Origin of the sequence: Streptomyces sp. NPDC048483 (genome assembly GCF_040651455.1) — a bacterium.
Classification (GTDB): Bacteria; Actinomycetota; Actinomycetes; order Streptomycetales; family Streptomycetaceae; genus Streptomyces.
Map to the genome: position 1 here is coordinate 1 of NZ_JBEZJZ010000016.1, position 12,549 is coordinate 12,549.

Genomic DNA, 12,549 nt, shown 5'->3' on the forward strand with positions numbered 1-12,549 from the left:
CCGCGTCCGCGGCCGTGGAAGCCGCCGTCGCAGAACTCACCGGCGGTCACGGCGTGGACCAGGTGTACCTGGCCGCCGGCGGCGGCAGCAACCAGCCCGTCGAGCTGGCCGCCCGGTTGAGCCGGGATCGCGGCCGGGTCGTCGACATCGGCAAGTGCCGCCTGGACCTGCCGTGGAACGCGTACTACGAGAAAGAGCTCGACGTCCGGTTCTCGCGCTCGTACGGCCCCGGGCGCTACGACCCGGAGTACGAACTCGAGGGGCGGGACTATCCGATCGGCTATGTGCGCTGGACCGAGCGCCGCAACCTGGCATGTTTCCTCGATCTCCTCGCCCGCGGCAGCGTCGACGTGGAGCCCTTGGTCTCCCACATCGCCGACTTCGATGACGCCGTCGAGACGTACCAGCGCCTGAAGGACGGCGATCTGAAGGCCGTGGCTGTGCTGTTCCGGTACCCCGAACGCGCGGGGGAAGCGGGGGAAGCGGAGGCCCCGGCGGTGGCCGTGCCCGCGGTGCGACGCAGCGGCGTAGCGTCCACCCCGGCCCGGGCTGCCAAGGCGCAGGTGCGGCTGGCGTTCGTCGGCGCGGGAAACTACGCGACGTCGATGCTGCTGCCGCACCTGGCACAGCGCGACGGCATCACGCTGTCGACCGTCGTCACCACGACGGCGCTGTCCGCGGCCAATGCGAAGCGGAAGTTCGGCTTCGCCGAGGCGACCACCGATCTCGACGCCGTGCTCGGCGACCCGTCGATCGACGCGGTGTTCGTGGTCACCCGGCACAGCTCGCACGCCGAACTGACCCAGAGGGCGCTGCTGGCCGGCAAGACGGTGTTCGTGGAGAAGCCCCTAGCCCTCACCGAGGACGAGCTGGCCGGCGTGCTCGCGGCGGTGGAGGAGTCCGGCAACGACCGGCTGCAGGTGGGCTTCAACCGCCGGTTCGCGCCGCTGTTGCAGGAGGCCAGGAAGCGGTTCGGCGCCCGGACCGGTCCGGCGAGCGTCCGCTACCTGGTCAACGCGGGCCAGTTGGGGCACGGCAGCTGGTACCTCCAACAGGGCACCGAGGGCTCGCGCTTCGCCGGCGAGGGCGGGCACTTCATCGACACGGTGAGCTGGCTGCTCGCGGGCGACCCGGTCTCGGTGTACGCGGTCGCCACGTCCGGCAACGAGGACCTGCAGGTCGTGCTGCGCTACCCGGACGGGTCCACCGCCACCATCAGCTACGTCACCACCGGCGCGGCCAGTTTCCCCAAGGAGACGCTGGACCTTGTCGCGGACGGCAAGGTGCTGAGGCTCGACGACTTCGTCCGTGCCGCTGTTTACGATGGCCGCCGCAAGCGGTGGGTCAGCTCGCGGCTGCCCAAGGCCCGTGACAAGGGCCAGTCCGCCGAGTTGGCCGCGTTCATCAAGGCCGTGCGGACCGGCGGGCCGATGCCGGTGCCGCTGGAGTCGCTGATCGCCACCACGTCGGCCACCCTCGCCGTCCAGGCCGGCCTGGTCGGCGGCGCGCCGGTGACACTGGCGAGGGCACGATGACCATGAGCGTGGGCTGGTACCTGAGGCGCTTGTCCCGGATGGGACCGCGGGAGGTCGGCGGCCGGGTGGGCGACGCGGTGCGCAGGCGGCGGTGGCGGTCGTCGCTGCCGGACTGCCCGAGCGTGACCGGCGCCCGGTTCACCGCGGTACTGCCCGCCGGGGCGATCGCCGCAGTGCCGGCGGAAGCCGCGAAACGGCTCATCGCCGAGGCGGATCGGCTGATGTACGGGCACGTCGAGTATTTCGGGGTGGTCCGCGACGACCTGGCCGACCCGGACTGGTGGTGCGACCCGAAGACCGGGCGCCGGGCTCCATGGGGCTACGCCTTCGACGTGCCGTACCGGAACGAGGACGCGGTCGGGGACATCAAGCAGATCTGGGAGCTGTCCCGGCATCAGTACCTCACCGTGCTCGCCGCCGCCTACGCGATCACCGGGAACGAGCGGTACGCCGAGCGCGTGGCCGAGCACCTGCGGTCGTGGTGGACGGCCAACCCACCGCTGCGCGGCGTGCACTGGATCAGCGGCATCGAGCTGGGCATCCGGCTGCTGTCCTGGGTGTGGATCCGCCGGCTGCTCGACGGCTGGCCGGGCGCGGTCGGGCTGTTCGAGGGCAACCCGGTGGCGCTGAACCAGATCTGGCACCATCAGCGCTGGCTGGCCGCCTTCCCCAGCCGCGGGTCTTCGGCGAACAACCACGTCATCGCCGAGGCCGCCGGGCAGTTGGCCGGGGCCTGCGCGTTCGGGTGGTTCCCCTCCTCGGCGCGCTGGCGGGCCGGCGCGCTGCGGTCGCTGGAGTGGCATCTGCGAAGCAACACCTTCGACTCCGGCCTCAACCGCGAGTTGGCCACCGAGTATCACGGACTGGTGCTTGAGCTCGGCCTGGCCGCGGTGGCCGAGGCGGATGCCGCCGATGTGCCGGTCCCCGCGTCCATCCGGCTGGTGCTGCTGCGCATGACCGACGCGCTCGCGGCCGTCGTGGACGGCCGGTTACGGCCGCCGCGCCAGGGGGACGCGGACGACGGACACGGTCTGGTCGTGGACGGCACGGGAACCGACCGCTGGGCCTCGCTCCTTGCCACCGGGGACGCCGTGTTCGGCCGGCTGGCCTGGTGGCCGACGGTGACCGGCACCGATGTGCGCACCCCGCTCCTTGCCGCGCTCATCCGGCCGTACGCGAAAAGGGAAACCGCACCGGCCGTGTCCCGCCCGGCAAGCCGACCGGCCCATTTCGCCGACGCGGGCATGACCATCCTGCGCGGGACCGAGGAGGTCTGGTGCCGCTGCGACGGTGGTCCGCACGGGTTCCTGTCCATCGCCGCGCATGCCCACGCGGACGCGCTGTCCGTGGAGGTCCGGCACGACGGGGTCGACGTGCTCGCCGACCCGGGAACGTACTGCTACCACGGGCAACCCGAGTGGCGGCAGTACTTCCGGTCGACCCTCGGCCACACCACCCTGCAACTGGACGGCGGTGACCAGTCCGTCTCCGGCGGCCCGTTCCTGTGGACCCGGCATGCCCGCAGCCGCGTCCTGGTCGCCGAGACGTCCGAGGACGGTGTGGCCCGCTGGTGCGCCGAGCACGACGGTTACCAGGGCTCCGTGCACCGCCGCCGGGTGGAACTGACCGCCGCGAGCCAGGAGTTGAGGGTGGTCGACGAGCTGCGCGGCCCGCGCCGGGCCCTGCGCCTGGCGTTCCACCTCGGCCCGGCGATCGCCGCGGACCTGGTGGAGAACCGGGCACAGCTCACCTGGACCCGCGACGGCGAGGACCGCTCCGCGGTGCTCGACCTGCCCGGGCAGCTGTCCTGGCGGGCGCATCGCGGCGAGAGTGACCCGCCGCTGGGCTGGTACTCCCCCGGCTTCGGGCGCAAGGAACCCACCACCACGCTGGTCGGCACCGGCTTCGCCTACGGCGCGGACGGGTTCACCACCGTGCTCAGGTTCCGCGGCTAGGGGGGCGCATGGGGATCAAGAGGCGGCACTGGGCGTGGGCGGCGGCACCGCTGGCGCTGGCCCTGCCGGCGGCGGCCGGCTGTGAGAGCTCGCCGGGCGCCCCGGCGGAGCCGACCGGTGCGCCATCCACGTCCGCGGCCCGATCCGTGGCCCGGGTGTGCGCCAAGCCCGCGGCCGGGCCGGCGAAGGCGCCGGCGGGCGCGGTGACGATCGACCCCGCGGTCGTTGGTGACCTGGCCGCGAAGACCAAGAGCAGCCCCCCGAACACCACGTTCTGGCTTCGACCGGGCAAGCACAGGCTCGATCCGGACCGCTACTCCCAGGTCATCCCCAAGAAGGGGAACCGCTACCTCGGCGCGCTGGGCGCGGTGCTCGACGGCCGGAAGACCAACCAGTACGCGTTCGGCGGCACCGCCCGCAACGTCACCATCCGCTACCTGACCGTGCAGCGCTTCGTCGCGCCGGCGGACGAGGGCGTGGTCAACCACGACTCGGCCGACGGGTGGGTGATCGAGCACACGACGATCCAGCACAACTCCGGCGCCGGACTGATGGCCGGTGCCCGCCAGCAGGTCCGCGCCAACTGCCTGCGCGAAAACGGTCAGTACGGAATGAACGCGTACAAGGCCAACGGCCGCATCACCGACCTGGTGGTCGAGGGCAACGAGATCGTGGGCAACAACACCGGCGAGTGGGAGCGGCGACGGAAGGGCTGCGGCTGCACAGGAGGCATCAAGTTCTGGGCCGTCAACGGCGCCGACGTACACGGCAATTGGGTGCACGACAACCGGGGAACCGGGTTGTGGGCGGACACCAACAACAACGACTTCCACATCGAGAACAACGTGCTCGAGGACAACGACGGTGCCGCGCTGATCTACGAGACCAGCTACAACGCGGTCATCCGGAAGAACACGATCCGGCGGAACAACTGGGTCGAGGGCCGCAGGGAGGCCAAGCGCGGCGACAACTTCCCGTACGCGACCGTCTACCTGTCCGAGTCCGGCGGCGAACCACGGATCCGAGCACGCACCGACAAGATCGAGATCTACCGGAACGTGCTGGAGAACAACTGGTCCGGGATCACCCTGTGGGAGAACGCCGACCGGTTCTGCAACAGCCCGGCCAACACCTCGTCCGGTGACTGCACGTTGCTGGTGAAGAACACCGACCGTTGCGCACAGCCGGCGATCGCCACCGCACCGCTCTACGCCGACTGCCGGTGGAAGACCCAGCGGGTGGACATCCACGACAACCGCTTCGTGCTGGACAAGTCCGTCGTCGGGTGCACGGTGAAGTGCGGCCGAATGGCGGTGCTGGCCAACTACGGCACCTATCCGGACTGGTCGCCGTACCCGGGCGAACGGGTGGCTGAGGCGATCACCCACAAGCAGCGCAACCGCTGGCACGACAACGTGTACCGCGGACCATGGAACTTCATCGCCCACGACCCGAGCCGAAAGCTCGACTTCGGGCAGTGGCAGGGCACGCCGTACCAGCAGGACGCGGGCAGCACCTTCCGCGCACGGGACGGTGGTTGAGATGAGCCCAGACCACACAGACCACTCGCCGAAGATCGTCGGGACAGCCTGGGGGCTGCTGATCCTCAACACGCTCGGCTCCGCCGGGGCGGTGACCATCATCCCGCTGCCCCGCTCCCTCATCCAGATGGTCACCATGGGCGCGCTGGTCGCCGCGTTCGCGCTGGCGCTCGCGGTGAATCTCCGGCTGCGCATCCGAGCCAGCGCCTTCGTGCTGCTGCTCACCCTGCTGCTGGTACCGAGCCTGATCTCGAGCGTGGATCTGGAGTCCGGGTTCGGCGCGCTGTTCCGCTGCGGCCGGCTGGCTCTCTTCGTCGGCACGCTGTGGCTGCTCAGCCGCTGGTGGGACGGCGGCCTGACGTTCGTCCGGCACCACATCCGGATGTACTTCGCGGTGCTCGGGTCGGTGGCCGCCGGCCTGGTCATCTCACCGGGCGCGGCCCTGCCCGAGCTCTACGGCGGACGTCTTGTCGGCGCGTTGTGGCCGCTCACCCCGCCGCAGATCGGACAGTACGCCGCGGTGATCATCGGGCTCACCGTGCTGCTCGTCCTGGGGCGCCGGGCCGACAGAGTCAGTGCGGCCGTCATCATCGTGCCCTCACTCGTCCTGCTCGCGCTGACCCATACCCGGACGGCCACGCTCGGCCTGTTCATCGGCCTTGCGCCGGCGATCGGCTCGCTCCTCCTGACCAGCGCCGCCGCCCGCCGGTTCTTCACCTGGACGGTGCTGTGCGCCACGGTGGCCGCGGTGGGGTTCGGCTCCGCGCTGCAGGCGTGGTTCCTGCGCGGGCAGAGCGAGGAGAACTTCTCCAACCTCACCGGTCGGGCGAAGGTCTGGGATGCCCTGCTGGCAGCGCCCCGGACGACCACGGAGCAGCTGTTCGGCATGGGCCTTGGCGACAAGTCGTTCGGCGGGCTGCCGATCGACAACAGCTGGCTGGCCGTTTACCAGGAGCAGGGTCTGACCGGCGCCGCCATCGTGGCGGCGATCATCATCGCGCTGGGCGGCGTCGCGTTGCTGCGGCCGCCGTCGCTGCCGCGGGCCTGCGCGATCTTCCTGGTCAGCTACTGCGCCACCGCGTCGTACACCGAGGCCGGGCTCGGCGACGCCTCGCCGTATCTGCTCCATCTGGCCGTGGCCGCCTCGCTGTTGGCGGCGCCTGCCGCGGCCACGCACCTGCCGACGCCCGCAGCCCCTCGACGGCACATCCCGCGATGGGCCCGGAGATCGGAGATGACCTGAGCATGCACGGCATGAACGTCTTGGTAGTGCACAACCGCTACGCCTCGGCGCAGCCGAGCGGGGAGAACAAGGTCGTCGACCAGGAGGTGGAGCTGCTGCGCGCGGCCGGCCACCGGGTCGAGGTGTTCGAGCGGCGCAGCGACGACATCGCCGCCCGGTCCCTGCCCGGCAAAGTCGCGGTGCCGCTCCTCGTGCCATGGAACCCGGCGGTCCGTGCGGAGTTGGCCGCCCGGCTGCGCGCCGAGCGGCCGGACGTCGTCCACGTCCACAACGTCTTCCCGCTCCTGTCGCCCGCGGTCCTTGCCGCCTGCGCCGACGCCGGCGTCCCCGCCGTCGCCACGCTGCACAACTACACCCAGGTCTGCCCGCCCGGCACGCTGCAGCGGGACGGACAGCCGTGCACCGAGTGCGTCGGGACGGCGCCGCTGCCCGCCGTCCGGCACGGCTGCTACCGGAACTCCCGCCTTGCGACGGTGCCGCTCGCGGTCAGCCTGTCGGTCAACCGGCGGCGGTGGTGGTCCGGCGTGGAGCGGTTCTTCTGCATCTCCGCGGCGCAGCGCGACGTCCTGGTACGGGCAGGCATGCCGGCCGAACGGCTGGCGGTGAAGCACAACTTCGTGCCAGACCCGGGCACGTACCGGGCGGGCGACGGCGCGCATCTGCTGTATCTCGGCCGCCTCGCGGAGGCCAAGGGTGTACGGCTGCTCATGGCCGCGTGGGACGAGCTCGCCGCGGACGGCGGCGTGGGCGTGCCGCTCGTGATCGCCGGCACGGGGCCGCTGGAGCGCGAGGTGACCGCCTGGGCGGCGGGCCGGGACGACGTGCAATACGTCGGCCTGTACGACACGGCCCAGTGCCGGGAGGCCATTGCCAGGTCGGTCGCCGTGGTGGCTCCCTCGACGTGGCTGGAGGCGTTCGGCCTGGTGGTCGTGGAGGCGATGGCGGCGGGGGTCCCGGCCGTCGCCGCGGGTCACGGCGCCTTCGTCGAACTCGTCGAGGACGGGGTGACCGGGCTGCTGCACCGGCCGGGCGAGGTTGTCTCGCTCGCGTCCTGCATACGCCGGATCACGGGCGAGCCGGCCCGCAACCGGGAGATGGGCCAGGCGGCCCGGCGCCGTTATGAGCAGGGGTTCAGCCCGGCCGTCGGGCTGGAGCGCCTGCTGGAGGAGTACCGCACCGCGATCGCGGGTCGGTCGGCACTGGCTCGCGGCGGGGAAACCCGCACGAGCAGGGGGGATGGGGACAGTAGATGACACGATGCCGACTCTGCGGCTCGACGACACTGGCGAGCGTCGTCGATCTGGGGGCGACCCCGCCGTGCGAGAGCTTTCTCGCCGCGGACCAACTGGACCAGCCGGAGCCCGCGTACCCGCTGCACCTGCGGGTCTGCACCGACTGCTGGCTCGCGCAGATCCCTCCGCTGATCACGCCGGAGGAGACGTTCAGCGAGTACGCGTACTTCTCCTCCTTCTCGACATCCTGGGTGGAGCACGCGCGCACGTTCGTCGCCGACGCCGTACAGCGGTTGGATCTCGACTCCGAGGAGAAGGAAGCCTTCGTCGTCGAGGTCGCGAGCAACGACGGATACCTGCTGAGGCACGTGGTGGACCGGGACATCCGCTGCCTCGGCATCGAGCCGTCGGTGAACGTCGGCGCCGCGGCGCGCGACGCGGGCGTGCCCACGCTCATGGCGTTCCTGGACCCGGCCACCGGCTCGGCCGTCCGCGCCGAACACGGCCCGGCGGACCTGGTCGTGGCCAACAACGTGTACGCGCACATCCCCGACGTGGTCGGGTTCACCCAGGGCCTGCGCGCCCTGGTCGCCGACGACGGCTGGGTCTCCATCGAGGTGCAGCACCTGCTGACCCTGATCGAGGAGAACCAGTACGACACGATCTACCACGAGCACTTCCAGTACTACACGGTCGCCTCCGCGATCCGAGCCCTCGCCGGCGGCGGACTCACGCTCGTGGACGTCGAGTTGCTGCCCACGCACGGCGGCTCCATCCGGCTGTGGGCCCGGCCGACCGAGGTGGCCGGCGAGCCGACCCGGGGGGTGGCAGACGTGCTGGCCCGGGAGAAGGCCGCCGGGCTGCAGGAGCTGTCCGGGTACACCGAGTTCTCCGCCCGGGTGGCCAAGGTGCGCCGGGACCTCCTGCGGTTCCTCATCGAGGCGGCCGAGCGCGGCGAGACGGTCGTCGGCTACGGCGCTCCGGGCAAGGGCAACACCCTGCTCAACCACTGCGGCATCCGGCCCGACCTGCTCCCGTACACGGTCGACCGCAACCCCTACAAGCACGGCAGGTTCACCCCGGGCACCCGCATCCCGATCCTGCCGCCCGAGCAGATCAGCACCGACAAGCCCGACTACGTCCTCGTCCTCCCGTGGAACCTGCGGGACGAGCTGGTCGGGCAACTGTCCTTCATCCACGCCTGGGGCGGCCGGCTGGTCTTTCCCATCCCGGAACTGAGCATTGTCGAGGTCAAGCCATGAAGGTCGTACTGTTCTGCGGCGGTTATGGGCTGCGTATGCGCAGCGGAGCCTCCGACGACATGCCCAAGCCGATGGCGATGGTCGGCCCACGGCCGCTGATCTGGCACGTCATGCGCTACTACGCGTACTACGGGCACACGGAGTTCATCCTGTGCCTCGGGTACGGGGCGCACCACATCAAGGACTTCTTCCTCAACTACGAGGAGACGACGTCCAACGACTTCGTGCTGCGGGAGGGTCGGACCGAGCTGCTGTCCACCGACATGGCCGACTGGACGATCACGTTCGCACAGACCGGCATCGAGTCGCCGATCGGGGAGCGGCTGCGCCGGGTGCGGCACCACCTGGACGGCGACGAGATGTTCCTCGCCAACTACGCCGACGTGCTCACCGACGCCCCGCTGCCGGAGATGATCGACCGGTTCGCCCGGCGCGACGCCGGTGCGTCGATGATGGTGGTGCCGCCGCAGTCGTCGTTCCACTGCGTGGACCTGGGCGAGGACGGCCTGGTGGGGGGCATCACCGCGGTGAGCGACATGCCGCTGTGGGAGAACGGCGGCTACTTCGTGCTCCGCCAGGAGGTCTTCGACCACATCCCGGAGAACGGGGACCTGGTCGCCGACGGATGTGCCCAACTGGCCAAGCGGGCCCGGCTGGTGGCGCATCAGCACCGCGGCTTCTGGAAGCCGACCGACACCGTGAAGGAGCGGGCCGCGCTCGACAACGCCTACGCCCGGGGCGACCGACCGTGGGCCGTGTGGGAACGGGACGGCGCCGCGGTGAGGACCGCGTGATCCGGCTCGGGGCCGGGCCCCTGGACCGGATCGTCGCGGTGGGCGCGCACTGCGACGACATCGCCATCGGCGCCGGCGGCACGCTGCTGACGCTGTGCCTCGCGCGGCCGGGTATCCGCATCGACGCGCTGGTGCTCTCCGGCGGCGGCAGCGAGCGGGAGCAGGAGGAGCAGGCCGCGCTCGCCGCCTTCTGCCCGGGCGCCGAACTGCGGCTGACCGTACTCAAGTTGCCGGACGGCCGAATGCCCGCGCACTGGGAGGAAGCCAAAGCCGCGGTCGAGGAGCTGCGTGGGCAGACCGAGCCGGACCTGGTCCTTGCCCCGCGTACCGATGACGCGCACCAGGACCACCGCGGCCTGGCGAAGCTGATGACCACCGCATTCCGCGACCACCTCGTCCTCGGCTACGAGATCGTCAAGTGGGACGGCGATCTCGGCCGTCCGGCGGCGTACCAGCCGCTGTCGCCGGAGATCGCCGAACAAAAGGTGCGGCTGCTGCAGGAGCACTATCCCTCGCAGCGGCACCGGCCCTGGTACGACCGGGAGGCCTTCCTCGGGCTGGCGCGGATCCGCGGCATCGAATGCCATGCGCGCTACGCCGAGGCGTTCGCCGTCACCAAACTCACTCTCAACCTGGGGGGTTGAACCTTGCGCGTACTACTGACCGGACACCAGGGCTACTTGGGCACCGTGATGGCCCCGGTGCTCGCCGCCGCCGGGCACGAGGTCGTCGGCCTCGACTCCGGCCTGTTCGCCGACTGCGTGCTGGGCCCGCCGCCTGCGGACCCTCCGGGGGTTGGGGTATCCCCTGCTCGAGCGGAGCCGAGAGCTTGGGGAAGGGTGGACCTGCGCGACGTCACGGCCGACCACGTGGCCGGGGTGGACGCCGTGATCCACCTGGCCGCGCTCTCCAACGACCCGCTGGGATCCCTCGCCCCGGACCTCACCTACGACATCAACCACCACGCCTCCGTACGCCTGGCCCGGCTGGCCCGCGAGGCCGGAGTGCGGCGGTTCCTGTATGCGTCCACCTGCTCGGTCTACGGCGCCGCCGGCGGGGACGGCCTGGTGACCGAGGACGCCCCGCTGCGCCCGGTGACGCCGTACGCGGAGTCCAAGGTGCGGGTGGAGGACGACCTGCACGCGCTGTCCGACGGCGACTTCAGCCCGGTGTACATGCGCAACGCCACCGCCTTCGGCTACTCGCCCCGGCTGCGCGCCGACATCGTGCTGAACAACCTGGTGGGCCATGCGCTCCTGTCCGGCGAAGTGCTTGTGATGTCCGACGGCACCCCGTGGCGTCCGCTGGTGCACGCCGCCGACATCGCACGGGCCTTCGCGACCGCGCTGACCGCGCCGCGGGAAGCGGTGCACGACCGGGCGTTCAACATCGGCAGCGAGATCAACAACGTCACGGTCGCCGAGATCGCCGAGCAGGTCGCCGAGGCGGTATCCGGCGCGAAGGTGGTGATCACCGGGGAGACCGGTGCCGATCCGCGCTCGTACCGGGTGGACTTCTCCCGGTTCCGCGCCGCGATTCCCGGCTTCGACTGCGAGTGGACGGTAAAGCAGGGCGCGCTCGAACTCGCCGACGCCTACCGGAAGTTCGGGCTGACCCGGGAGGACTTCGAGCGCCGCTTCACCCGCCTCGCCGTGCTGCGCGCCGCGTCCGACGCCGGCGCCGTCGACGACACCCTGCGGTGGCGCCGATGATCGCGGCCGGCGAAGAGATGTACGCGCTGGTGGAGCGGCTGTACCCGCTGTGCCGGAGCATCACCGGCGACGGTGTGCGCGCCACCCTGGAGATCGTCGGCGAGTACGTACCGCTGCAGGTGCACGAGGTGCCGACCGGGACGCAAGTGCTCGACTGGACGGTGCCGCAGGAGTGGAACATCCGGGACGCGTACATCGCCGACACCGCCGGCAACCGGGTCGTCGACTTCGCCGCGTCCAGCCTGCACGTGCTCGGCTACAGCGTGCCGGTGTCAAAGACCATGCCGCTGGCCGAGCTTCGCGCCCACCTGCACACCCTGCCGGACCACCCGAACTGGGTGCCGTACCGCACGAGCTACTACGAGCCGAAATGGGGGTTCTGCCTGGCCCAGGAGACCTTGGACGCGCTGCCGGACGGCGAGTACGAGGTGCGCGTCGACTCCACACTCGCGGACGGCCACCTCACCTACGCCGAGCACGTGGTCCCCGGACAGGTCCCCGACGAGGTGATCGTCTCCTGCCACGTCTGCCACCCGTCGCTGGCCAACGACAACTTGGCGGGCATCGCGGTGGCGACGTTCCTGGCCCGCGCGCTGGCGGAGCAGACGCCGTACTACACCTACCGGTTCCTCTTCGCGCCCGGCACCATCGGGGCGATCACCTGGCTGGCCCGCAACGCGGACCGGGTGGAACGGGTGAAACACGGACTCGTGCTGGCCTGCGCGGGCGACTCGGGCCAACTGACGTACAAGCAGAGCAGGCGCGGCAACGCGGAGATCGACCGGGTGATGGGGCATGTGCTGGCCGCCTCCGAACGCCCGCACCACGTAACCGAGTTCACTCCGTACGGCTACGACGAGCGGCAGTTCTGCTCGCCCGGGTTCGATCTCGGCGTGGGGTCGCTCAGCCGGACTCCGTACGCCGGCTACCCCGAGTACCACACCTCGGCGGACAACCCGGACTTCGTCTCCCCGGAGGCGATGGCGGACACGCTCGCCGTCTGCCGCGAGGCCTTCGCCGTACTGGACGGCAACCGGCGGTACGTCAACCTCAGTCCCTATGGCGAGCCGCAGTTGGGGCGGCGTGGGTTGTACGACTCGCTCGGCGGCCGGAGCGATGCGAAGCAGACCGAGATGGCCATGCTCTGGGTGCTCAGCCTCTCCGACGGCGAGCACAGTCTCCTTGACGTCGCCGAGCGGTCCGGGCTGCCGTTCGACACCGTCGCCGCCGCGGCCGACGCTCTGCACGGCGCCGGGCTCGTCAAGGCATGACTCC

Annotated in this window: 10 protein-coding genes; all 10 read left to right on the plus strand. The window is 71.0% G+C overall.

Going from position 1 to position 12,549, the window contains the following annotated elements; translation table 11 throughout:
• The coding region (locus AB0D04_RS11320) for a Gfo/Idh/MocA family oxidoreductase (RefSeq protein WP_362701877.1) at window positions 1-1,535 on the plus strand (1,535 nt) is incomplete at its 5' end.
• On the plus strand, window positions 1,532-3,490 hold the full coding sequence (locus AB0D04_RS11325) for an alginate lyase family protein (RefSeq protein ID WP_362701878.1): 1,959 nt from the start codon (window positions 1,532-1,534) through the stop codon (window positions 3,488-3,490). The genes AB0D04_RS11320 and AB0D04_RS11325, both read left to right, overlap by 4 nt.
• Window positions 3,491-3,498: 8 nt before the next feature.
• On the plus strand, window positions 3,499-5,031 hold the full coding sequence (locus tag AB0D04_RS11330; RefSeq protein WP_362701880.1) for a right-handed parallel beta-helix repeat-containing protein: 1,533 nt from the start codon (window positions 3,499-3,501) through the stop codon (window positions 5,029-5,031).
• 1 nt (window position 5,032) lies between these two features.
• Window positions 5,033-6,274: an O-antigen ligase domain-containing protein gene (locus AB0D04_RS11335; protein ID WP_362701881.1), complete on the plus strand. Its 1,242-nt coding sequence runs from the start codon at window positions 5,033-5,035 to the stop codon at window positions 6,272-6,274.
• 11 nt (window positions 6,275-6,285) lie between these two features.
• Window positions 6,286-7,527: a glycosyltransferase gene (locus AB0D04_RS11340; protein ID WP_362701883.1), complete on the plus strand. Its 1,242-nt coding sequence runs from the start codon at window positions 6,286-6,288 to the stop codon at window positions 7,525-7,527.
• On the plus strand, window positions 7,524-8,768 hold the full coding sequence (locus AB0D04_RS11345; protein ID WP_362701884.1) for a class I SAM-dependent methyltransferase: 1,245 nt from the start codon (window positions 7,524-7,526) through the stop codon (window positions 8,766-8,768). Before AB0D04_RS11340 ends, AB0D04_RS11345 begins: the two co-directional genes overlap by 4 nt.
• The gene (locus AB0D04_RS11350) at window positions 8,765-9,562 is read left to right on the plus strand and encodes a glucose-1-phosphate cytidylyltransferase (protein WP_362701885.1); all 798 of its coding nucleotides are present in this window, start codon (window positions 8,765-8,767) and stop codon (window positions 9,560-9,562) included. Before AB0D04_RS11345 ends, AB0D04_RS11350 begins: the two co-directional genes overlap by 4 nt.
• Window positions 9,559-10,206: a PIG-L deacetylase family protein gene (locus AB0D04_RS11355; protein ID WP_362701886.1), complete on the plus strand. Its 648-nt coding sequence runs from the start codon at window positions 9,559-9,561 to the stop codon at window positions 10,204-10,206. The genes AB0D04_RS11350 and AB0D04_RS11355 overlap by 4 nt, the downstream gene beginning before the upstream one ends.
• Window positions 10,207-10,209: 3 nt before the next feature.
• A complete protein-coding gene (locus AB0D04_RS11360; RefSeq protein WP_362701887.1) occupies window positions 10,210-11,274 on the plus strand; it encodes an NAD-dependent epimerase/dehydratase in 1,065 nt (354 codons plus the stop codon).
• Window positions 11,271-12,545 carry a DUF4910 domain-containing protein gene (locus AB0D04_RS11365; RefSeq protein WP_362701888.1) on the plus strand — a complete coding sequence of 425 codons (1,275 nt, stop codon included), beginning with the start codon at window positions 11,271-11,273 and terminating at the stop codon, window positions 12,543-12,545. The genes AB0D04_RS11360 and AB0D04_RS11365 overlap by 4 nt, the downstream gene beginning before the upstream one ends.
• Window positions 12,546-12,549 lie beyond the last annotated feature (4 nt).

What these genes read in the sequence shown, in the direction of transcription:
- AB0D04_RS11340 (WP_362701883.1), top strand. Translation starts at nt 6,286, where the DNA reads ATGAACGTCTTGGTAGTGCACAACCGCTACGCCTCGGCGCAGCCGAGC.
- AB0D04_RS11335 (WP_362701881.1), top strand. Translation starts at nt 5,033, where the DNA reads ATGAGCCCAGACCACACAGACCACTCGCCGAAGATCGTCGGGACAGCC.
- AB0D04_RS11365 (WP_362701888.1), top strand. Translation starts at nt 11,271, where the DNA reads ATGATCGCGGCCGGCGAAGAGATGTACGCGCTGGTGGAGCGGCTGTAC.
- AB0D04_RS11325 (WP_362701878.1), top strand. Translation starts at nt 1,532, where the DNA reads ATGACCATGAGCGTGGGCTGGTACCTGAGGCGCTTGTCCCGGATGGGA.
- AB0D04_RS11330 (WP_362701880.1), top strand. Translation starts at nt 3,499, where the DNA reads ATGGGGATCAAGAGGCGGCACTGGGCGTGGGCGGCGGCACCGCTGGCG.
- AB0D04_RS11345 (WP_362701884.1), top strand. Translation starts at nt 7,524, where the DNA reads ATGACACGATGCCGACTCTGCGGCTCGACGACACTGGCGAGCGTCGTC.
- AB0D04_RS11350 (WP_362701885.1), top strand. Translation starts at nt 8,765, where the DNA reads ATGAAGGTCGTACTGTTCTGCGGCGGTTATGGGCTGCGTATGCGCAGC.